The sequence below is a fragment of the Chromohalobacter canadensis genome, assembly GCF_034479555.1.
GTDB lineage: Bacteria > Pseudomonadota > Gammaproteobacteria > Pseudomonadales > Halomonadaceae > Chromohalobacter > Chromohalobacter canadensis.
The window spans coordinates 2150611-2173323 of record NZ_CP140151.1 but is presented as its reverse complement, the minus strand read 5'-3'; the positions used below and the strand labels follow the sequence as shown (position 1 = coordinate 2173323).

Sequence of the window (22713 nt, the reverse complement as noted above, 5' to 3'; positions counted from 1 at the left end):
GTGGCGCTACACCGGCAGCAACTTCTTGACCGGCGCAAACGAGCGGCGATGTTCATCGAGCGGCCCCAAGCGCTCGAGCGCCTCGAGATGCTCACGGGTAGGATAGCCCTTGTGGCGCGCAAACCCATACTCAGGATAGCACTCGTGCAGCGCGAGCATCTGAGCATCACGCGTCACCTTGGCCAGAATCGAGGCGGCGCCGATGGCCACATGGCGCTGGTCACCCTTGACCGCGCACTGCCCCGGCACATGATGCCCCGGCATCCGATTGCCGTCCACCAGCAGATATTCCGCGGCCACCGGCAGGGCGTCGATGGCACGCCGCATGGCCAGATGCGTCGCGTGGTAGATGTTGTGAGCGTCGATCTCTGCGGGCGACGCTTCGCCTATTGCGAAAGCCGTCGCGTGTTGCCGAATGGCCTCGGCCAATACGAGACGGCGTTTTGCGCTGAGGGTCTTGGAGTCGGCCAGCCCCTCGATGGGGCGCGCCGGATCGAGAATCACCGCAGCCGCTACCACGCTACCCACCAACGGGCCGCGCCCCACTTCATCGACGCCCGCCAGACACGTGCCCTGATAATCGATCACCAACGGCGGTAGCTCCGTCATGCGCTCTCCTCCTGTGGCGGCAAACGACCGTGCGTGATCAGGCCATCGATGGCCTCGGCAGCGCGCTCGCTGGCGCCACGCTGGAGCGTGGCATGCAAGTCGGCAAAACGCGCCTCCATCGCCTGGCGCTTGGCGTCGTCACCGAGCCATTCGAGCAGCGCCCCACCGATCGCCTCATGACTGGCGGCGTCCTGTACCAGCTCAGGCACCAGCGTCTCCTGGGCGATCAGGTTGGGCAGCGAGATCCAGTCAGTCTTGACCATGCGCTTGGCTAGCCAGTGCGTGGCCGGCGCCATCTTGTAGGCTACCACCATGGGACGATGACAGAGCATGGCTTCGAGCGCAGCAGTCCCGGACGCGAGCAGCACCGCATCGGCGGCGGTCATCGCCTGACGTGACTCGCCATCGCACAGGACAACGATATCGCGGGCCGGATGATCGGCCAGCAGCACCTCGAGTTCTTCGCGACGTGCCGGGGACGCCGCCGGCACGATCACTTGCAGGTCGGGAATCCGTTCATGCAACCAGGCGACGCTATCCAAAAACGTAGGCCCTAAAAAGCGGATTTCGTTACCGCGTGAGCCCGGCAACAACGCCAGCACCGGCCTCGTGGACGACAACCCCAGCGCCGCGCGTGCCGCCTGGCGATCGTTGACAAGCGGCAGTTCATCGGCCAGCGGATGCCCGACGAAGGCCACCGGCACGTCATGGCGCGCGTAAAAAGCCGCCTCGAAGGGCAGGAAAGTGAGCATGGCATCGACCGACTGGGCAATGCTCTTCACCCGGCCCTGGCGCCACGCCCAGACCGAGGGACTGACGTAATGCGCGGTAGGAATGCCGGCAACACGCAATTGGCGCTCGAGTCCCAAGTTGAAGTCGGGCGCATCGATGCCGATCATCGCGTCCGGCTCCCAAGCCAGGGCATCACGCCGCAAATGACGTCGGACTTTGATCAGCCCCGGCAGGTGCTTGAGCACCTCGACCAGCCCCATGACCGACAGCGTCTCCAGCGGGTACAACGAGTGCAAGCCTTCGGCGAGCATGCGTGGGCCGCCGATACCACGAAACTCGGCGTCAGGATGGCGACGCTTCAACGCCTGCATCAAGCCGGCGCCGAGGATATCGCCCGACAGCTCTCCCGCGACCAGGTAGATACGCATGGCGTGCCTCGTTCAGCGCGTGATACCGCGCTGGGAATCCTTCAGCGACGCCAGGAACGTCGCGACTTCCGGGCCTTCAAAATCGCTCTCGAGACGCTCCAGCGCTTGCTCCATGGTCAACCCCTGGCGATAGACGGTGCGGTAAGCTTCTCCCAGCACTCGCAGAGCCTCGCGCGAGAAGCCACGCCGCTTGAGCCCCACCAGGTTGAGCCCGTGCGTCTGCGCCGGGTTGCCATTGACGATGACGTAGGCCGGGACATCCTTGGTGATGATCGACCCGCCACCGCACATGGCATGGGTACCGATATGGCAAAACTGATGGATCGCCGAGAGACCACCGAGGATAGCGTGATCGCCGATGGTGACATGTCCGGCCAAGGTCGCCTGGTTGGCAAGAATGCAATCATCGCCGATGACGCAATCGTGCCCGACATGCGCGTAAGCCATGAAAAGATTGCGCGAGCCGATGATGGTTGCTTCTTTGTCCTGCACTGTACCACGGTGCAGGGTAACGCCTTCGCGCACGACGTTGTCGTCGCCCATCTCCAGGCGAGTGGGCTCTCCGGCGTACTTCTTGTCCTGACAGTCTTCGCCGACGGAGGCGAACTGGAAAATCCGATTGCGCTTCCCCAGGCGCGTGGGGCCCTTGAGCACCACGTGCGGACCGATCACCGTACCTTCCCCGATTTCCACGTCGGGGCCAATCACGCAGAACGGGCCGATTTCGACGTCATCGGGCACACGCGCACTGGAGTCGACGATGGCAGTGGGATGAATCAAGCGACTTTCCTCTCGGCACAGATGATCTCGGCTTCGCAGGCTAGCTCACCGTCGACCGTAGCACGACAGGCGAATTTCCAGATCCCGCGCTTGCCCTTGATGACGTTGGCTTCCAGGCGCAGTTGATCGCCCGGCATCACCGGACGCTTGAAGCGCACGTTATCGCTTCCTACAAGATAATAGACATAACCGTCAGCGGGCATCTTGTTGACGCTCTTGAAACCTAGGATACCGCATGCCTGCGCCATGGCCTCGATGATCAACACGCCGGGCATGATGGGATGATGCGGGAAATGCCCATTGAAAAATGGCTCGTTGATGCTGACATTCTTGTAGGCGACGATCGACTCGCCGACCGTGATCTCCATGACGCGATCCACCAGCAAGAACGGATAACGATGCGGTAGATACTCACGGATCTCGTTGATGTCCATTACCATCGATACAACCTCTGAAATAACGAAGTGCCTGCCATGAAGGGCAGGCACACGAGGACGGAGTACTCCGCCTATCTGGATGGGCAGGGATTATACAGATCCGCCTCGCTAGCAGCCATCAGCCTCTCGCTAGCAACCATCAGCCTTGAGCGGCGTCCGAGGCATCCCTTTCCAGACGCACCAGGCGCTTGGCGAGATCGTCGAGCTGCTTGAAGCGCACCGCGTTCTTGCGCCACAAGGCATTGGGCATGGCGCCCGTTCCCGAAGAATAAACCCCGGGCTCGTGGATGGAATTGGTGACCAGACTCATGCCAGTGACCTGAACGCCATCGCAAATCGTCAGGTGCCCCGAGAGACCCACGCCACCACCCAGCATGCAGTGGCGTCCGACGCGGGTCGATCCCGCGATGCCCACGCACCCGGCCAGGGCGCTATGATTGCCGACCTGCACGTTATGCGCGATCTGCACCTGGCTGTCGATCTTGACGTCATCGCCGATCAACGTGTCACCCAAGGCACCGCGGTCAATGCTAGAGCAGCTACCGATTTCCACATCATCGCCCACGATGACACCGCCCAACTGCGCGATCTTGTGCCAGCCTTGGCCATCATGAGCGAAACCGAAGCCATCCGCGCCTACCACACAACCGCTGTGCAAGATGGCACGCCGCCCGACACTCACACCGTGGTAGACGGTGACATTGGCATGCAGGCGAGAGTCAGCACCGATTTCGCTGTGGGCACCGACGATGCTACCGGCGCCGATCACGCAGCCATCACCGATGACAGCGCCGGCTTCGATCACGCACTGAGGACCAATCGAGACTCGGGCCCCCAGACGCGCGCTTTCGGCGACCACCGCACTGGGGTGAACGCCTTCCGGCGACTGCCCCACTAGCGGATCGAAAAGCCTCGATAGCTCGGCGTAACCGAGATAGGGATTCTCGAGTTCGAGCCGCGCGCAAGGCACCTCGGCGCCATACGCGGGGTGCACCAGCACGCCGGCCGCTTTCGTTTCGGGCAAGTACTTGAGATAGGTCTTGTTGGCCAGGAACGTAATGTCGTTCGGGCCCGCATCAAGCAAAGTAGCCAGGCCGGTGACACGGTGATCGCTATCGCCGACCAAGCGGGCCTTGAGACGTTCGGCTAGTTCACCGAGCGTGAAGGCGCAAGGAGTAAGGGTCTTCATGTGCGCTTGGAACCGCTAACCACGAGGCGCCAACGGCGCCCGGTGGGCTCAGTTGAGCGAGTTAAAGATGCGAGTTACTTCCTCGGTGACGTCGAGGCCATCCTCTGAATATACCACCGCATCACGATCCACCACGAGGTCCAGGTCGTGCCGTTCGACGACCTGCTCGATGGCGCGATCGAGCTTGGGCTTGGCCGACTGCATGAAGGACTGTTCCTTTTCCTGTTGCATGCTCTGAATCTGCTGACGCAACTGCTGGAAATCGGACCCCTTGGCACGCAATTCCTGTTGAGCGCTGTTGCGCTCAGAATCGGACATCACGGCACCATCTTGCTGAAGCTTCTGTTGCAGCTGCTGCAGTTCTTGGCTGAGTGACTCGGCGCGTTGCTTCTTGTCGCCGATCTGATTCTTGAGCTCGTTCATCGAACGCTGGGCGGCGTCCGAATCCAGCAACGCCTGACGCCAGTCGATAACACCAACCTCGTTCGCCATGGCCGGCATGGACATCACACTCATCACCCCAAGACATAGGGCACCCGTCAATTTGCGCATCACACCCTCTCCTTGATTCGTTATGGTCACTCGGTGCGGCGGCCACGCCCCCGCACCTGGCGCATTACGCTGCGTCAGCCCGCTTTAGAAGGTCTGACCCAGCGAGAATTGGAAGACCTGAGTATCGTCGTCTTCTTCATCGCTGATCGGCTTGGCGACACTAAAGGTCAACGGCCCCACCGGGGTCAACCAGGAAAGCCCCAGCCCGACGCTATAGCGCAGGTCCCCCATGTCCACGCCACTGCTGCAGCTAGAACTGGTACCCGCCGGCACATCGTAGCAATCGGTCAGGTAGGTATTGCCGGCGTCGAAGAAGACGCTGGTCTGCAGCGAGCGACGGTCCTCGACCCAGGGGAACGGATAGATCAACTCGGCCGAGCCTTCGACGAGCACGTTACCCCCCAGGGTGTCATCATCCCCGTCATTACGCGGCGTGGTATTTGGCCCCAGCGTATTGCTGGAGAAGCCACGTACCGAGCCCAGACCACCCGAATAGAAATTCTCGTAGAAGGGGTAGGCATCACCACCGACGGTATCCGCATAGCCAACGTTGGTGCTGAATTTCAGTGACCACTCAGGACGAAATTCAAACAGCTTCTGGCCTTCATAGCGCGTCTTGTAGTACTGCGTATCGCTTCCCGGCACCGCGGCCTCCAGCGACAGCTTCTGATAGCTGCCATCGGTAGGCATGATGCCGCGATTGAGGTTGTTGCGCGTCCAGCTGGCGGTGAGCTTGTAATTCATGAAGTCATCACCCTCGTCCTCCGTGTACTGGACGATTTCGGCCGGCGTATCGCGATAGGTATCGAGCGATAGGTCCTCGACGCCGACACCGAAGTTGAGGCGCGACAGGTCGTTGATCGGATACCCGAAATTGACGCTACCTCCAATGGCATCCGAGGAATAGGTCGAGATGTCATCGAAGTCTTCGTAATTGGTCTCGCGATAATAAAGATTATAGCCGCGCGAGATGCCGTCCAGCGTCCAGTAGGGATCGGTATAGCCGAAGTTGAGATTGGTGAAATAATCACCTTTCTGCGCATTGACGTTGACGCGGTTACCGGTGCCCAGGAAGTTGCTCTGAGACAATGACGCACCGTAGATGACCCCGGCGCTTTGCGAATACCCCAGGCTGGCCGAGACCGAACCGGACGGCTGCTCCTCGACGTTGTAGGTCACGTCGAGCTGGTCGGACTCATCGGAGACGGGACGCGTTTCGACGTCGACCGAGCGGAAGAAGCCCAGACGCTGCAAGCGCTCGCGGGATTGGCTGATCTGATCGGTGGAAGCCGGCGCCCCTTCCATCTGGACCATCTCGCGACGCAGCACTTCGTCCTGGGTCGTGGTATTGCCCTCGAAATTGATGCGTCGCACATAGGCACGCCGCCCCGGATCGACCTGGAAGGTCACATCCACGGTATCGCCGTCGGCATCGACCTCGGGCACGCTGTTGATTTCGGCGAAGGCGAACCCTTCGGCGCCGAGACGCTTGCGCAAGGCCTCGGCGGACTCGGTCATCGCGCTTTCCGAGTAATACTCACCCGGCTCGGCGGTCACCAGCTCACGCGCTTCGCTTTCGCCGATCTTGAGGTCGCCCGCAAAGCGAATTTCATCGAGCTTGTAGCGCTTGCCTTCATCAACATTGATAGTGATGAAGATGTCGGACTTGTCGGGGCTGATCGACACTTGGGAAGAGCTGATGTCGAAGTTGACGTAGCCGCGATCCAAGTAGAAGGAGCGTAGCGTCTCAAGATCGCCCGAGAGCTTGTCGCGAGAATATTCATCGTCGGAAAACCAGCCAAAGAACCAACCCGGCTTGTCTTCCAACGCAAACAAGTCACGTAGGGTGTCATCGTCGAAGTCTTGGTTGCCGACGAAGTTGATCTGATGAATCTTGGCGACCGCACCCTCGCTGATGTCGATATCGACTTCGACTCGGTTATTGTCGAGTTCCTCGACTCTGGTCTCGATATTGGCGCTATAACGCCCTTGAGATTGGTACAGCCGCTCGAGTTCGCGCTGAACCTCATCGAGCGTCGAACGCTGCAATACCTGGCCTTCATCAAGCCCGGCCTCGGTCATCCCCTTGCGAAGGTCCTCATCGGCCACCTGAGAGTTGCCGTTGAGCTCGATGCTGGCGATGGTAGGACGCTCGACCACATTGACAATCAATACATCGCCATCACGCGAAAGCTCAATGTCGTCGAACAGACCTGTATCGAACAGCTCCTGCGACGCCTCGGCCAATTCACGGTCATCGACCTGGTCACGCGCACTGACTGGAAAGGCATTGAACACCGATGCCGGCGATACGCGCTGCAGCCCTTCCACGCGAATATCTGAAATCTCGAAGGGGGCCGCCAGTGCCGCGGGAGTCGCGGTCAGCAGCAGCGCCGCCAATCCGATGGTCTTGATCTTCATGCAGTCGATTCGCTTTTCTCGAGTCCGCCCGCTCATGGAACAGGCACCTTATACATTTCCCTGGGTGACTGGCAAGGTCGTACCCCGCCTCGCAGTGACACCCGGGTCGCTCATCCTTGCGGCCAATGACCGCTTACGACATGCCTTTGATGGCCCACATTAAAGCCCACTGGCGAGCCGTCCCGCAGCGACGCTTCTATAGACGCATCAAATCGAAATACAACGCCATCAACATCAACGAGCCCACCAAGGCGACACCGATGCGCAACCCAAAGGCTTGCACAGCCTCGGGCACCGGACGCCCCCGCACCGCTTCGATCAGGTAGTAAACCAAGTGACCTCCGTCGAGCACGGGAATCGGCAAGAGGTTGAGAACCCCCAGGCTGATCGATAAATAGGCCAGGAAGCTGATGAAGCTCTCCACGCCATTACGCGCGGAATCACCCGCGATGCGTGCAATCGTCACCGGACCCGACAGATTGGAGGGCGAGATCAGCCCTACCAGCATCTTGCGGATCGAATCCAGCGTGAGCAAGCTCATCTCACCGGTCTTGCTCACCGCCTCACCGACGGCGTCCAGCGGCCCATAGCGAATCTCGCGACGGTACCGCTCGGGCCACTCGGTGGTTTGCACCCCGACGCCGATGTAACCTATCGCCGTGCCGTCTTCCTGCTCGCGCGTGGCCGGCGTCAACATCACGTCGCGGCGCTCACCGTCACGCTCGACTCGCAGCGCAAGCGTCGTGCCGGGGTTGTCACGCACACGTTCGACGAATGCCATCCAATCTTCGACGGCGACACCGTCGACGCTGACGATGCGGTCGCCGCTCTGCAACCCGGCCTGCTGGGCACGCCCGTCACCGAGCACCTCGCCCAGCACAGCGGGCAAATCGGGGCGCCACGGCGTCACACCCAACGTGGCCAAGGGGCGCGGCGGGTCCTGGCGTACCAACCAGTCGCTGACCGGCACGCGATGACGCTCCGGCGAGACCGTCTCGGACTCACGCGTCGTGACCTCGAGCTCACCATTGGCGCCTATGGCCGCCACCAACTTGAGATTGACCTCCCCCCAGGAAGGCGTGCGTTCACCCTCGACGGCCACGATCTCCTGCCCGGATTGCAAGCCGCCCCGGGCGGCCGGCGAGTCTGCGGCAATGTCGCCGATCACCGGCGCCACCGTGGTCGTGCCATAGACGAACAGCGCCCAATAGGCGACGAAGGCGAGCAGGAAGTTGGCCGCAGGGCCGGCGGAGACGATGGCAATGCGCGCCCAGACACTTTTGCGATTGAATGCCTGCGCTTGCTCCTCCGGCGCCACCGGCCCCTCACGCTCGTCGAGCATCTTGACGTAGCCACCCAGCGGTATCGCAGCCACGGCGAACTCCGTGCCATGGCGGTCGACGCGCGACCAGAGCGGCTTGCCGAATCCTACCGAGAAACGCAGCACCTTGACGCCACAACGCCGCGCAACCCAGAAATGTCCGTACTCGTGGAAGGTGATCAACAACCCCAGCACCACGATGACCGCCAGCAGATTCTCAATCACGCCCATGGGGTCGCCCTCCTTCCTGCGGCTTGCCAACGCCGCGCATCATGACGTGAACCCCGTCAATTGCCGTTCGGCCTCGCGCCGCGCCGCCTCGTCCGCAGCCAGCACCGCGCTTAACTCATGCGCCGAATGTACCTCGCAAGCCTCGCAGACCGCCGCCACGACACGTGGAATATCCGCGAACCCTAGCCGTGCGTCGAGAAACGCCTCCACCGCCACTTCATTGGCGGCATTGAGCGTGGCCGGGGCGGTACCGCCCGCCGCCATCGCCTCACGGGCGAGACGCAGACACGGGAAGCGTGCTTCATCGGGCGCCTCGAAATCGAGCCGCGCCACCTGAAACAGGTCCAACGGCGCCACGCCGGCATCGATGCGCTCGGGCCAGGCCAGTCCATAGGCGATCGGTGTACGCATATCGGGATTGCCCAACTGCGCAATCACCGAACCGTCACTATAAGCGGCCATGGAGTGAACGACGCTTTGCGGATGCACCACGACCTGAATCTGTTCCGGCCGCGCATCGAACAACCAGCATGCCTCGATCAGCTCAAGCCCCTTGTTCATCAGGGTGGCGCTATCCACCGAGATCTTTCGCCCCATCGACCAGTTGGGATGCGCACACGCCTGATCCGGCGTTACCGCCTTCAATTGCGCCTGGGACCAGTCACGAAATGGCCCTCCGGAAGCGGTCAACAACAACTGGGTCACGCCCTGGCGTGCCAACCCACCACGGTGCTCCGTGGGTAGACACTGATAAATGGCATTATGTTCAGAATCGATAGGCAACAAGACCGCGCCATGACGTTCCACGGCCTCCATGAACAGCGCGCCGGACATCACCAGGGCTTCCTTGTTGGCGAGCAGGACGCGCTTGCCGGCACGCACTGCAGCCAGCGTCGGCATCAAGCCGGCCGCCCCCATGATGGCGGCCATTACCACGTCGCTGTCGGCGCTTCCGGCCACTTCCGATAGTGCCGCCTCGCCGGCGCGCACCTGGGTATCGATACCGGCCTCGGCGAGGACGTCACGCAACCAAGCGGCGTCGCGCTCCTCGCCGAGCACCGCGACCTCGGGGCGATGAACCAAACATTGATCGCGCAGCGTTTCGCGCGAACGGTAGGCGGTCAAGGCATGCAGCCGATAACGTTGGGGATGACGGGCAATGACATCGAGGGTGCTCTTGCCGATGGAGCCGGTGGCTCCAAGCACGGTCACACTTTGTATCCGAGCACAATCGGCATATTCCATGCGTCACCTCAGCCCAACCATGGGCGCAACAATACGAAAAGCGGAATAGCGGCAGTCAAACTATCGATGCGATCGAGCACGCCGCCATGTCCGGGCAGCAGGTGGCTTGAGTCCTTCAAGCCGCGTTGGCGCTTGAGCATGCTTTCGAACAAATCGCCCAGCACCGACATCAGTACCACCGGCAGCGCCAGGACCATCATCCACAGTGCGTCACGGCCAGCCGCTCCCTGCCACGGCGCGAAGACCAGAGCCAGCACCGCAACCGCCGCCATACCGCCATAGACGCCTTCCCAGGACTTGCCGGGGCTAACGTGTACGGCCAGTTTGCGGCGCCCGAACGCACGACCCGCAAAGTAGGCACCGACATCCGCAACCCAGACCAGCAAAAGCACGAACAGCAGCCACGCTGCGCCGTCGCCGCGCAATTGCACGAAGCCGATCCAGCACGGTAACAGCACCCACAGCCCCATGCCCAGGCGCACCGCGCGACCTTGCCATTGCTCGTGTTGCCGGGGATAGCGAACCACCCAATAGAGATTGGCCAGCCAGCCCAGCATACCCAACCACAAAGGCCAAGGCTGATGCACGGCATCGCTCAGCCATAAAAGGAGCATCGCCACGGCACAGGCCGCAGCAAAGGCCAGGCGCGACACCTGGCGCTCGAAACCGGCCAGGTTGGCCCACTCCCAGGCGCCGATCAGCACGATCGCGCCCGTGAACAAGGCAAAAGGAAGACCGGTGAGCCCAAACAAGCCGAGCAGTGCCAATGGCGCCAGGACCAGCGCCGTGAGGATACGTTGCCTAAGCACCATGCGCCTCGACTTGTTCTTGGGACATGCCGAAACGGCGCTGACGCTCTCCGTAGGCGTCCAGCGCGGCATCGAACGCCTCGGCACCGAAATCCGGCCACAGCTCAGGGGTGAAATAGAATTCCGCGTAGGCTAGTTGCCACAACAAGAAGTTGGAAATCCGCTGCTCACCGCTGGTACGGATGCACAGGTCGACCGGGGCTTCGTCGGCCAGGCTGATTTCGGTCCCCAGCGTTTCTTCGTCGATGGCGTCGGGCGACAACTCCCCGGCCGAGACCCGCTGCGCTAACCGTCGCGCGGCACTGGTAATATCCCAGCGGCCGCCATAATTGGCAGCGACCACCAGATGAAGCCCTTGATTGTCGCGGGTCATGGCCTCGGCCCGTTCGATGTATTGCTGGATGGACGTGGAAAACTCCTCGCGCTGGCCGATCACCGACAGGCGGATACCGTGGCTATGGAGCTTTTTGACCTCGCGCTTGAGCGCAATCAGGAACAGCTCCATCAACGCATCAACTTCGGAGGCGGGGCGTTTCCAGTTCTCGCTGGAGAAGGCGAACAAGGTGAGCGTGTCGACGCCTCGCTCGGCGGCGCGACGAATCACCGCGCGCACCGACTCTACACCCGCGCGATGACCACGGATGCCAGACAGTCCACGTGCGCGCGCCCAGCGATTGTTACCATCCATGATGACCGCCACGTGGCGCGGCAGCTCGCCCGCACGGGAGGGAGAAAACGGCTGTGAGGTCATGGGATCCCGTATCATGGAGATCGACGGGAGCGCGTCCCGACGGTCACCTCTCAGACCTGCAGGAGGTCATGTTCCTTGGTTTCCAGAAGCTTGTCGATTTCGGCGACATACTTGTCGGTCATCTTCTGGATCTCATCGATGGCGTGATGTTCATCGTCTTCAGTGACCGCTTTCTCCTTGAGGAGTGCCTTGAGATCACCGTTGGCATCACGCCGCACGTTGCGGATCGCGACTCGCGCGTTTTCCGCCTCGCCACGCGCCTGCTTGATATAATTGCGGCGCGTTTCCTCGGTCAGTGGCGGCAAAGGCACGCGAATCACGTTTCCCGCAGCGGCGGGATTGAGGCCCAGATCGGAGGTCATGATGGCCTTCTCGACCTTAGGCACCATGCTCTTTTCCCACGGCACGACCGCCAGGGTTCGCGCGTCTTCCACATTGACGCTCGCCACCTGGTTGAGCGGCATGTCAGCACCGTAGTAATTCACGTGCACCGCATCCAGCAGGCTGGGATGCGCGCGCCCGGTGCGGATCTTGTGAAAATTGGCGTTAAGCGCCTCGACGCTTTTCTTCATGCGCGCGTCGGCGTCTTTCTTGATATCGTTGATCACTGTTTCAGCCTCTATCTACCAGCGTTCCTTCCTTGCCCCCAACCACAAGGTTGAGCAAGGCCCCCGGCTTGGTCATATCGAACACGCGCACCGGCATGTCATGGTCCCGCACCAAGCAGATAGCGGTCAAATCCATCACGCCGAGCTTCTGATCGAGCACGTCGTCGTAGGAAAGACGTTCGTACTTGGCGGCATCGCTGTGCTTGACCGGATCCTTATTGTAAACACCATCCACCTTGGTGGCCTTGAGCACCACATTGGCATCGATCTCGATGCCGCGCAGACAGGCCGCCGAGTCGGTAGTGAAGAATGGATTACCGGTCCCCGCGGAGAAAATCACCACATCACCCGACGTCAGGTAACGGATGGCGGTACGCCGATCGTAATGCTCGACGACGCCGCTCATGGGAATCGCCGACATCACCCGCGAGCGAATATTGGAACGCTCCAGGGCGTCACGCATCGCCAAAGCATTCATCACGGTCGCCAGCATGCCCATGTGATCACCAGTGACACGTTCCATACCCGCCGCGTGTAGCGCCGCCCCACGGAACAAGTTACCACCGCCGACCACGATCCCCACCTGGACCCCGATTCCGACCAATTGGCCAATTTCCAGCGCCATACGGTCGAGTACCTTGGGATCGATTCCGAATTCGTGCTCGCCCGTCAGAGCTTCACCGGACAGTTTCAACAGAATGCGCTTGTACTTCGACTTCTCGTTACGCTCTGGGGAAGCGGCGTTACGATCGGTGGGAACAGACATTCGGACTCTCCTCGTCTCAGCGGACTGTATCGGCGTGGGTAGGAACAGCTCGGCCAGGCAACGGCCGGATACGCGAAGGCGTGCGCAACCGCGCACGCCAACGACAACACAGGCACATGGCAGCTTAGCTGCGACGCGCCTGATCCTTGACTTCCTGAGCGAAGTCGACTTCTTCCTTCTCGATGCCTTCACCCACTTCGAAGCGGGTAAAGCTGACCACTTCGCCACCCGCAGCCTTCACGTATTCGGCCACGGTCTGGTTGGGGTCCTTGACGAAAGGCTGCTGAGTCAGGCTATTTTCGGCCAGGTACTTCTTCAGGCGGCCCTGAACCATCTTCTCGGCGATTTCCGCCGGCTTGCCGGCCATGTCCGGCTGCGCCAGGATAATCGCCTTTTCGCTATCCAGCTCTGCCTGGGGCATTTCTTCCGGATGCGCAGCACTCGGATTGATTGCCGCCACGTGCATGGCAATGTCTTTGGCCACATCGGCGTTGCCGGCACTGAGAACGGTCAGCACGCCGATACGGCTACCGTGCACATAGGCACCCACGACACCACCTTCCGGGGCATCGACGACCACTGCGCGACGCACGCTGATGTTTTCGCCGATCTTCTGCACCAGCTGTTGACGCGCGTCTTCCAGCCCACCTTCCATCAGGCTCGCCACGTCTTCGCTCTTGGTTTCGAACACCTTGGCGACGACCTGGTCGGCGAAAGCGGTGAAGTTATCATCGCGCGCCACGAAATCGGTCTCGGAGTTGACCTCGAGCATCACACCGTAAGAACCGTCGTCGGCGACACGCGTCACCACGGCCCCTTCGGCTGCCGTACGATCGGCTTTCTTGGCTGCTTTAAGGCCGGAGTTCTTGCGCAGATTTTCGATGGCGGTTTCGATGTCACCGTCAGCTTCGGTCAGAGCTTTCTTGCACTCCATCATGCCGAGGCCGGTGCGCTCGCGCAGTTCCTTGACCAGAGATGCGCTGATAGCTGCCATGGTAAATACCTCTGAATGTGGTTCGACGTCTGGTGGAAACGCTGCCTCGTCGCCGGCACGGCTTGAGCGTGACTTGGCGTGACATGCACGCGCGACGTGCGACCAGCATCTCCTTTGAATGAAGAATTCCTTCAGGGTTCACCGCCCTTGCATCCGGACGGTGAAAAGGGGGCTTGTAGCCCCCTTTTGGTCCGTGCTGCGCCGCCTTCACGGGCTGCTTTATGTCTCGTCGCTCGCGTGCGAGCGTCAGCACGGACCCGCCACCATCACTCGGCGGCGGCTTCGTTCGCTTCGCTTGCCTCGTCGGTCACTTCGACGAACTCGCTAGCGCTGTTGCCTTTGGCCTGCACACAGGCGTCGGCGACGGCCTGAGTGTAGATCTGAAGGGCGCGAATGGAGTCGTCGTTGCCCGGGATCACGTAGTCGACACCGTCCGGATTGGAGTTGGTATCGACGACACCGATGACCGGAATGCCCAACTTATTGGCTTCGTTGATCGCGATACGCTCGTGGTCAACGTCGATCACGAACAGCGCGTCGGGGAGGCCGCCCATGTCCTTGATACCGCCGACGCTGCGCTCGAGCTTGTCTTGCTCGCGGGTCGCCATCAGGACTTCTTTCTTGGTCAGCTTCTCGAACGTGCCGTCTTCGTGCATGGCTTCAAGTTCGCGCAGACGCTTGATCGACACGCGAATGGTCTTGAAGTTCGTCAGCATACCGCCCAACCAACGATGGTTGACGAACGGCTGACCGGCACGACGGGCCTCTTCCTTGACGATCTTGCTGGCAGCACGCTTGGTGCCGACGAACAGGACCTTGTTGTTGGAAGCCACCATCTTCTCGACGACGGCGAGCGCGTCGTTCAGCGCCGGCAGCGTGTGCTCGAGGTTGATGATGTGAATCTTGTTGCGTGCACCGAAGATGTACTTGCTCATCTTCGGGTTCCAGTAACGGGTCTGGTGACCGAAGTGAGCGCCTGCCTTGAGCAGGTCACGCATATTGACTTGTGCCATGGATGACTCCTGAATCGGGTTAGGCCTCCATGCACCCCATGGATCCGACCACGACGACATCGAACGTCGCCCCGGCACCCGGGACCATGTGACGGTGCATGTGTGTTTTCAAGGCGTTATCATTTCTCGCCCGCTTGCCGCGCCACGCCAATGCGTCGATCTAACTGAACGCGCTAGGCGGCGATTGCAGTAAGGCGCGCGGCTTTATACCATAGATCGATTCCAAGATGAAGTCGCCCCTGGTCCGCCACGCCTTACGAGACGCCCGTATGGTGCATCTCGCGCGCCCTCGTCGGGCGCCGAGACTATAGGCCAGGAGCCACCCCGACGCCAGACCCGAACCCTCCGAATTCGAGATCGCATGAACATTCCCATTAAAACCGCCGACGAAATCGAAAAAATGCGCGAAGCCGGTCGCCAGGCCGCTTCGGTACTGGAAATGATCACGCCACATGTAGTGGCCGGCATCAGCACCGGCGAGATCGACCGGCTGTGCCACGAATACATCGTGGACGAGCTGGGCTCCACGCCCGCGCCGCTCAACTATCACGGCTTTCCCTACGCCACCTGCACCTCGATCAACCATGTCGTCTGCCACGGCATGCCCGATTTCGCCAAGAAGCTCAAGAACGGCGACATCATGAACCTCGATATCACCGTAAAAACCACCGATGGCTATCACGGCGATTCCAGCATGATGTTCGTGGTCGGCAACAGCATTCAGGGTGGCCGCCTGGCCCGCATTACCCAAGAATGCCTGTACAAGAGTATCGCCCAGGTGCGCCCCGGCGTACACCTCTCCGAGTTGGCGCGCACGATCCAGCAGCACGCCGAGGGCAACGGCTATTCGGTGGTGCGCGATTTCTGCGGCCACGGCATCGGCGCCGGCTTCCACGAAGACCCGCAATTCCTGCATTACGACGGTTACGAGCCCAATGCCGATATCGCGCTGGCTGAAGGCATGTGCTTTACCATAGAGCCCATGATCAATGTCGGCGACTATCGCACCAAGGTGCTGCGCGACGGCTGGACGGCGGTGACCAAGGACAAGAGCTTGTCGGCCCAGTGGGAACACACGCTGCTGGTCACCGCGACCGGCGTCGAGGTGCTCACCGCGCGCAGTGACGAGGACTTCAGCTTCCTCGAGGCGTAAACGCCGCCGCTCAACCGGTTACCCGACGACGTAACGCGCGAACAGGAGTGCCACGCGAATGCTGCTTCATCACTATCGCTTCGTGCCCGACGAGACGCTGTTCGACGCGTCCGCCTTCCGCGAAGCGCTAGCCACCAGTCGCACGCCAATCGCCGTGTTCAAGGACGCGTTACGCGAGTTGCAAGCGCGCCTGGACGCACGCTTTCAAGCCGGCAGCGACATTCGCGACCTGGTCCATGGCCGAGCCTGGTGCCTGGATCAGCTGCTGGGCATCGCCTGGGAACGCTATGAATGGCCCGATGATGGGATCGCACTGCTCGCCGTCGGCGGCTACGGTCGTGGCGAGCTGCACCCGCATTCCGACATCGACCTGTTACTGCTGCTTGAGCACGATGACGACACCCCCTACCGCGAAGGCCTGACCGGCTTCATCACCTTCCTTTGGGATATCGGTCTGGAAATCGGCCATAGCGTACGCTCGCTGGCCGATTGCGAGCGCGAGGCGCACGCGGACCTCACGGTCATCACCAATCTGCTGGAATCGCGCACCCTCGCCGGCCCCGAGCACCTGCGCGAGACGATGCGCAAGTGCCTCTCCAGTGAGTCGATGTGGCCGAGCGATGCCTTCTTCGAGGCCAAGTGGCAGGAACAAATCGCCCGTCACTACCGCTACAACAACTCCGAGTACCACCTCGAGCCCAACATCAAGAGCTCGCCGGGTGGACTACGCGACATCCAGATGATCGGCTGGGTGGCCAAGCGCCACTTCGGTGAGCTGCGCTACGAGGATGTCGTCGCTCAAGGCTTCATGAACGACGCCGAGTTGCGCATTCTCAGCCAGGGCCAATCCTTCTTGTGGCAGGTGCGCTATGCGCTGCACATGCTCAATGGCCGCGCCGAGGACCGACTGCTGTTCGACCATCAGCGCGCCATCGCCGAGCTGTTCGGTTATCGCGACACGCCGGAGCGCCTCGCCATCGAACAATTCATGAAGCGCTACTATCGCCATGTCACCGCACTGGCCGGGCTCAACGACATGCTGCTTCAGCACTTCGACGAGGTCATCCTGCGCGCCCACGAGGCACCGGACATCACGCCTCTCAACGCGCGCTTCGAGATTCTCGGCGGCTATATCCAGGTGCGTCACGCCAACGTGTTTCGCCACCGCCCCGGCGCCCTGCTCGAGCTGTTCCTGTTGATGGCCCAGCACCCCGAGATCGAGGGCGTGCGTGCCGAAACCATTCGTCTGATACGTGACCATCGCCACCTGATCGACGAGAGCTTTCGCGACGACCTGCGCCATCAGAGCCTGTTCATGGAACTGCTGCGCAGCGGAGGCAACATTCCGCGCCAACTGCGGCGCATGAACCGTTACGGGATCCTCGGCAAGTACCTGCCCGAGTTCGGTCAGGCCGTGGGACTGATGCAGCACGACCTGTTCCATCTATATACCGTCGACGCCCACACATTGCGCCTGCTGAAATTCGTGCAACGCTTCCGCGAACCCGAAGGCCACGAGGACTTCCCCGTCGCTGCGACCCTGGTTCACCAGTTGCCCAAGCTCGAACTGCTGTGGATCGCCGGGCTCTATCACGATATCGGCAAGGGGCGCGGCGGCGACCATTCCGAACTCGGTGCCGTCGACGCCACCGCCTTCTGCGAGCGTCATGGCCTCTCGGCGCGCGATACGCGCCTCGTGGCCTGGCTAGTCGAACATCACCTGCTTATGTCCAAGACCGCCCAGAAGCGCGATATCTCCGATCCCGACGTCATCCATGAGTTCGCGCTGGCGATGCGTGACGAGGTCCATCTCAACTACCTATACGTACTCACCGTGGCCGATATTACCGCCACCAACCCCTCGCTGTGGAACGGCTGGCGCGCCGCCTTGTTGCGTCAATTGCATACCGAAACCAAGCGCGCCTTGCGGCGCGGCCTCGACCACGTCATCGACCGCGACGAATGGGCCCGCGAGTCGCGCGAAGAAGCCCGGGGCCTGCTCGGCACGGTGGGCATCGATGCCGCCAGCGCAGACGCCTTGTGGGCGTCATTTGGCGACGATTATTTCCTGCAGTACGCGCCCAGCGAGATCATCTGGCAGACGCAGGGCATTCTCGATCACCAACCCTCGGAGTTGCCGCTGATCCTCGCCAACGCCCCCACCGAGGACATGGCCGAGGGCGGCACCAAGGTGTTCATCCATACCCGCTCGGTCAACGACCTGTTCGCCGCCACCGCAGCCGCCATGGAACAACTGGGACTGTCGATCCACGACGCGCGCATCGCCACCTCCAGCAACGACTGGACGCTCAACACCTTCATCGTACTCGACGACGAGGGCGAGCCGATTCGCGATCCGCAGCGTCTCGAGGAAATCCGCTATCACCTGGTGGAGGAACTCGACGACCCGGCCGACTACCCGCGCATCGTCACTCGCCATACCTCGCGCCAGCTCAAGCACTTCAAGGTGCCGACTCAGGTAATGATCGAGCAGGACGAAGCCAACGCTCGGACCATCGTCGAGCTCATCGCACCCGACCGCCCCGGCCTGCTCGCCCGCGTCGGACGCATTTTCATGGAGCAGGACATCGCCCTCTCGGCGGCCAAGATCGCCACCCTGGGCGAGCGCGTCGAGGACGTCTTCTTCATCACCGACAAGGCCGGGGAACCGCTCACCGACCCCGCCCGCCAGGCGCAACTGCGCGAGCGCTTACGCGAGACACTTGACGTGTGAAACAGCCTCATTTGAGGCCCTTGGCCGGCTTGCCTATAATCGGGCCCTCCCGATGGCGCCGCGCGCCTTCATAACAACGCCATGTCCGCGCCGCCGGACTCGCTGCTGGATTGCCGATGAATCCCGATCTCGACGCCCTCAAGCCCTATCCCTTCGAGAAGCTTGCCGCTCTCAAGGCCGAGGTGGCGCCGCCCGCGCTATCGCCCATCGCGCTGTCCATCGGCGAGCCGCGCCATGCGCCGCCCGCCGCGGTGCTCGACGCGATGCGTCGCTTTGAGGGCGAGGTCGCACGCTACCCAGCCACGGCGGGACTTCCCGAACTACGCGACGCTATCGCCCGGTGGGCGACGCAACGTTACGCGCTGACACCCGGCTCGCTCGACCCCGAGCGCCACGTGTTGCCGGTCAATGGCACCCGCGAGGCGATCTTCGCCTTCGTCCAGGCCGCGCTGGACCGCACGCGACCTGCCAAGGTGGCGATGCCCAATCCGTTCTACCAGATCTACGAAGGTGCGACCCTGCTAGCCGGCGGCGAGCCGTTATATCTCGATTGCTCACCCGCCAACGGCTGCCTGCCCGACCTCGACGCCGTGCCTGCCGCCACCTGGCGCGGCGTGCAACTGGTCTTCGTCTGTTCACCGGGCAATCCCACAGGCGCCGTCACGCCGCTAGCCGAGTATCAAAAACTGATCGCCCTGGCCGACGAGCACGACTTTCTGATCGCCTCGGACGAATGCTATTCAGAACTCTACCTCAACGAGGCCGCACCGCCCCCGGGGTTGCTCGAGGCCTGCCGCTCGTTGGGGCGCGACGACTACCGCCGCTGCCTGGTCTTTCACTCGCTGTCCAAGCGCTCCAATCTGCCGGGGTTGCGCTCGGGCTTCGTGGCTGGCGATGCCGAGCTGATCGCCCCGTTCAAGCGCTACCGCACCTATCACGGCTGCGCCATGCCGCTGACGACCCAGCATGCTTCGATCGTCGCCTGGGACGACGAAGCGCACGTGCGCGCCAACCGCGATGCCTATCGCGAGAAATTCAGCGCGGTGGGAGAGATTCTGGCGCCGGTCATGGACTTCCCCACGCCGCGCGCCAGCTTCTATCTGTGGCCGGCAGTGCCCGGCGGCGATGATGAATCCTTCGCCCGAGATTTGTTTGCCGAGCAGCACATCACCGTGCTGCCCGGGCGCTATATGTCACGCGACGGCGCCCGGGGCAATCCCGGCGCAGGCCGCGTGCGCCTGGCGCTGGTCGCCGAGCTCGACGCCACAATAGAAGCGGCACAGCGCATCCGACGCTTCATCGAGCACCGCGCCTGATCCATCGCGCCATACCGCAATCCATTTACAAGGGGGCCGTCATGGTCACGCTCTACGGCATCAAGACCTGCGACACATGCCGCAAGGCACGCCGCACACTCGACGACCTGGGCGTCGCGTATCGTTATCATGACCTGCGCGAGGACGGCCTCGACGCCGCGCGCCTCGATGCTTTCCTAGCCCGCAGCGACTGGAGCACGCTGCTCAACACGCGCAGCACTACCTGGCGCGGACTGGACGAAGCCGACAAGCGCGATCTCGACGCCGATCGGGCCCGTGCATTGCTGCTGGCGCACCCGACACTGCTCAAGCGCCCTGTGCTGGAAACGCCGGATCATTTCCTGGTGGGCTTCAAGGCCGACGCCTATCGCGCCCTTCAGTCGACCTAGATGCCCACCGGCATAACACGCATCGCTGACCTTTTATCATCTAACCCTTAAGGACTTTCCCATGCTGAGCTTCGCTCTCGGAATCGGCCATCAGAATACCCAAGGTGAATGGCTGGACGTCTACTACCCGACGCCGCTGCTCAACCCCGATGACGCCATGGTCGCAGCGGCGCGCAAGGCGCTGAACGCGCCGGCGGGCAACGCCGTGGTCAGCTTCTTGCCCGAGCACTGCCAGGCACTCGCCGAGGCACTGCGTCAGGCCGGCGGTACCGAACAAGCCGAATTGGCCGACGCCTTCGCCGCTGGCCAGCGGCCGCTCGTCGCCGTCTTCCTCGACGAAGATAATGCACCGGCCAGCGTGCCCGAGGTCTACCTCAAGCTGCACCTACTCTCGCATCGGCTGGTCAAGCCTCACGGCATCAAGCTCGACGGCATGTTCGGCCTGCTCAAGAACATCGCCTGGACCAACGAGGGTCCCATCGATGTCGACGAGCTTGGCGCACGACGCCTCAAGGCGCGTCTCGAAGGCCGCCCGCTCACGGTCGACTGTGTCGACAAGTTCCCCAAGATGGCCGACTACGTGGTGCCCAAAGGCGTGCGCATCGGCGACACCGCCCGCGTGCGCCTGGGCGCTTACCTCGGCGAGGGCACCACGGTCATGCACGAAGGCTTCTGCAACTTCAATGCCGGCACCGAAGGCCCGGGCATGGTCGAAGGGCGTATTTCCGCCGGCGTGGTGATCGGCAAGGGCTCCGACCTGGGCGGCGGCTGCTCGACCATGGGCACCCTCTCCGGCGGCGGCAACATCATCATCTCCATCGGCGAAGGTTGCCTGATCGGCGCCAATGCCGGCATCGGCATCCCGTTGGGCGACCGCTGCACGGTGGAAGCCGGTCTTTACGTCACCGCCGGTGCCAAGATTGCCGTACTCGACGATCAGGGCGAGCTGGTGCAGACCGTCAGCGGTCGCGATCTGGCCAACCAGAGCGATCTGCTGCTGCGTCGCAACTCGCAAAACGGCCGCATCGAGTGCCTGACCAACAAGAGTGCCGTGGCGCTCAACGAGGCACTGCATGCCCACAACTGATCGCACCACGCCAGCGTCACCGACCCTGGCGCTGGCCTTCGAGTTGCTGCGGCGTCGTTCGGTGACCCCGGACGATGCCGGCTGTCAGGCGCTGATGATCGCGCGCCTGGAGCAGTTGGGATTTCATGTCGAACGCTTGCGTATCGGCGAGGTGGACAACTTCTGGGCCACACGCGGTGATAGCGGCCCCATGCTGGTGTTCGCCGGGCATACCGATGTAGTACCCACCGGCCCCGAAAGCGACTGGGAATATCCGCCCTTCGAGCCGTGCATCGACGCCGCAGGCATGCTTTGCGGACGTGGCGCGGCGGACATGAAAGGTAGCCTGGCGGCGATGATCACCGCCGTGGAAGCCTTCCTTGCCGCGCACCCGGCGCATCCCGGTCGCATCGGCTTTCTAATCACCGCCGACGAGGAAGGCCCCGCCGTTCACGGGACCCGAGCGGTGGTCGAGCACTTGCGTGAACGCGGCATCGCCCCGGATTACTGCATCGTCGGCGAGCCCTCATCCAGTGAGCGCCTGGGTGATACCTTAAAGAATGGGCGCCGCGGCTCGCTGGGTGGCGTCTTGCGCGTCAAGGGCATACAGGGTCATGTCGCCTACCCGCACCTGGCGCGCAACCCCGTGCACGAGGCAACCCCGGCATTGGCTGCGCTGGCCGCCGAGCATTGGGATGCCGGCAACGACTTCTTTCCCGCGACCAGCTTCCAGATATCCAACCTCCAGGCCGGCACCGGGGCTACCAACGTGATTCCCGGTCAACTGGAAGTGGTCTTCAATTTCCGCTTTTCCACGGAGGTCACCGCCGAGGCGCTGAAGGCGCGCACCGCCGAGATTCTGGAGGGTTACTCGCTCGACTACACGCTCGACTGGACACTCAACGGTGAACCCTTCCTCACCGCCGGGGGCGCCCTGGTCGATGCCACCGTGGCCAGCGTGGAAGACATGCTGGGCTATCGACCGCAGCTGTCGACCGGCGGCGGCACCTCGGATGGCCGATTCGTCGCTACGCTGGGCGCGCAAGTCATCGAACTGGGCCCGACCAACGCCACGATACACAAGGTCGACGAGCGCATATGCGCCGCCGATCTGGAGACGCTGAGTCGTCTCTATACGACCATCATGCAACGCTTGCTTACCTGAGGTC

General features: G+C 62.2%; 21 protein-coding genes. 6 read left to right on the top strand and 15 right to left on the bottom strand.

Features of this window, described 5'->3' with window-relative positions; genetic code table 11:
- Positions 1 to 6 precede the first annotated feature (6 nt).
- The 15 genes from rnhB to rpsB form a co-directional block, all read right to left on the bottom strand.
- Positions 7 to 609 carry a ribonuclease HII gene (gene rnhB / locus SR908_RS10410; protein ID WP_097023464.1) on the bottom strand — a complete coding sequence of 201 codons (603 nt, stop codon included), beginning with the start codon at positions 607 to 609 and terminating at the stop codon, positions 7 to 9.
- Positions 606 to 1769 (bottom strand): lipid-A-disaccharide synthase, encoded by a 1164-nt coding sequence (lpxB, locus tag SR908_RS10405; protein ID WP_246922493.1) that lies wholly within the window; start codon positions 1767 to 1769, stop codon positions 606 to 608. The genes rnhB and lpxB overlap by 4 nt, the downstream gene beginning before the upstream one ends.
- Before the next feature lie 12 nt (positions 1770 to 1781).
- Entirely contained in the window at positions 1782 to 2549 is a 768-nt protein-coding gene (gene lpxA / locus SR908_RS10400) for an acyl-ACP--UDP-N-acetylglucosamine O-acyltransferase (RefSeq protein ID WP_097023462.1), read from the bottom strand.
- The gene (gene fabZ / locus SR908_RS10395) at positions 2546 to 2989 is read right to left on the bottom strand and encodes a 3-hydroxyacyl-ACP dehydratase FabZ (RefSeq protein ID WP_097023461.1); all 444 of its coding nucleotides are present in this window, start codon (positions 2987 to 2989) and stop codon (positions 2546 to 2548) included. Before fabZ ends, lpxA begins: the two co-directional genes overlap by 4 nt.
- Before the next feature lie 136 nt (positions 2990 to 3125).
- Entirely contained in the window at positions 3126 to 4175 is a 1050-nt protein-coding gene (lpxD, locus tag SR908_RS10390; RefSeq protein ID WP_097023460.1) for a UDP-3-O-(3-hydroxymyristoyl)glucosamine N-acyltransferase, read from the bottom strand.
- A 48-nt stretch (positions 4176 to 4223) separates the two neighbouring features.
- Positions 4224 to 4727 (bottom strand): OmpH family outer membrane protein, encoded by a 504-nt coding sequence (locus SR908_RS10385; protein WP_097023459.1) that lies wholly within the window; start codon positions 4725 to 4727, stop codon positions 4224 to 4226.
- An 84-nt stretch (positions 4728 to 4811) separates the two neighbouring features.
- Positions 4812 to 7148, bottom strand: a complete 2337-nt coding sequence (gene bamA, locus SR908_RS10380) for an outer membrane protein assembly factor BamA (protein ID WP_246922495.1) — start codon at positions 7146 to 7148, stop codon at positions 4812 to 4814.
- Positions 7149 to 7344: 196 nt separating this feature from the next.
- Positions 7345 to 8700: a sigma E protease regulator RseP gene (gene rseP, locus SR908_RS10375; RefSeq protein WP_246922497.1), complete on the bottom strand. Its 1356-nt coding sequence runs from the start codon at positions 8698 to 8700 to the stop codon at positions 7345 to 7347.
- Positions 8701 to 8739: 39 nt separating this feature from the next.
- On the bottom strand, positions 8740 to 9945 hold the full coding sequence (gene ispC / locus SR908_RS10370; protein ID WP_246922499.1) for a 1-deoxy-D-xylulose-5-phosphate reductoisomerase: 1206 nt from the start codon (positions 9943 to 9945) through the stop codon (positions 8740 to 8742).
- A gap of 8 nt (positions 9946 to 9953) precedes the next feature.
- The gene (locus SR908_RS10365; RefSeq protein ID WP_246922635.1) at positions 9954 to 10754 is read right to left on the bottom strand and encodes a phosphatidate cytidylyltransferase; all 801 of its coding nucleotides are present in this window, start codon (positions 10752 to 10754) and stop codon (positions 9954 to 9956) included.
- Positions 10747 to 11505: a polyprenyl diphosphate synthase gene (gene uppS / locus SR908_RS10360; RefSeq protein WP_097023455.1), complete on the bottom strand. Its 759-nt coding sequence runs from the start codon at positions 11503 to 11505 to the stop codon at positions 10747 to 10749. Before uppS ends, SR908_RS10365 begins: the two co-directional genes overlap by 8 nt.
- 50 nt (positions 11506 to 11555) lie before the next feature.
- Positions 11556 to 12113 carry a ribosome recycling factor gene (gene frr / locus SR908_RS10355; protein ID WP_097023454.1) on the bottom strand — a complete coding sequence of 186 codons (558 nt, stop codon included), beginning with the start codon at positions 12111 to 12113 and terminating at the stop codon, positions 11556 to 11558.
- Positions 12114 to 12117: 4 nt separating this feature from the next.
- Positions 12118 to 12879 (bottom strand): UMP kinase, encoded by a 762-nt coding sequence (gene pyrH, locus SR908_RS10350; RefSeq protein WP_040239553.1) that lies wholly within the window; start codon positions 12877 to 12879, stop codon positions 12118 to 12120.
- A gap of 124 nt (positions 12880 to 13003) precedes the next feature.
- Positions 13004 to 13873, bottom strand: coding sequence for a translation elongation factor Ts (tsf, locus tag SR908_RS10345; protein WP_246922501.1), 870 nt, complete (start codon positions 13871 to 13873; stop codon positions 13004 to 13006).
- Positions 13874 to 14139: 266 nt separating this feature from the next.
- Positions 14140 to 14886 carry a 30S ribosomal protein S2 gene (gene rpsB, locus SR908_RS10340; protein ID WP_040239550.1) on the bottom strand — a complete coding sequence of 249 codons (747 nt, stop codon included), beginning with the start codon at positions 14884 to 14886 and terminating at the stop codon, positions 14140 to 14142.
- A 361-nt stretch (positions 14887 to 15247) separates the two neighbouring features.
- Between rpsB and map the strand changes: the two genes are divergently transcribed.
- The 6 genes from map to dapE all read left to right on the top strand — a co-directional run bounded on the left by map (position 15248) and on the right by dapE (position 22709).
- Complete coding sequence (gene map, locus SR908_RS10335) at positions 15248 to 16039, top strand: type I methionyl aminopeptidase (protein WP_246922503.1); 792 nt, start codon at positions 15248 to 15250, stop codon at positions 16037 to 16039.
- A gap of 58 nt (positions 16040 to 16097) precedes the next feature.
- Positions 16098 to 18773: a [protein-PII] uridylyltransferase gene (locus SR908_RS10330; RefSeq protein ID WP_246922506.1), complete on the top strand. Its 2676-nt coding sequence runs from the start codon at positions 16098 to 16100 to the stop codon at positions 18771 to 18773.
- Between the two features lie 116 nt (positions 18774 to 18889).
- Positions 18890 to 20089 (top strand): succinyldiaminopimelate transaminase, encoded by a 1200-nt coding sequence (gene dapC, locus SR908_RS10325; RefSeq protein ID WP_246922509.1) that lies wholly within the window; start codon positions 18890 to 18892, stop codon positions 20087 to 20089.
- Between the two features lie 41 nt (positions 20090 to 20130).
- Positions 20131 to 20478: an ArsC family reductase gene (locus tag SR908_RS10320; protein ID WP_246922512.1), complete on the top strand. Its 348-nt coding sequence runs from the start codon at positions 20131 to 20133 to the stop codon at positions 20476 to 20478.
- 61 nt (positions 20479 to 20539) lie between these two features.
- Positions 20540 to 21565, top strand: a complete 1026-nt coding sequence (gene dapD / locus SR908_RS10315) for a 2,3,4,5-tetrahydropyridine-2,6-dicarboxylate N-succinyltransferase (protein ID WP_246922516.1) — start codon at positions 20540 to 20542, stop codon at positions 21563 to 21565.
- A complete protein-coding gene (gene dapE, locus SR908_RS10310) occupies positions 21552 to 22709 on the top strand; it encodes a succinyl-diaminopimelate desuccinylase (protein WP_246922518.1) in 1158 nt (385 codons plus the stop codon). Before dapD ends, dapE begins: the two co-directional genes overlap by 14 nt.
- The last annotated feature ends 4 nt before the right edge of the window (positions 22710 to 22713 follow it).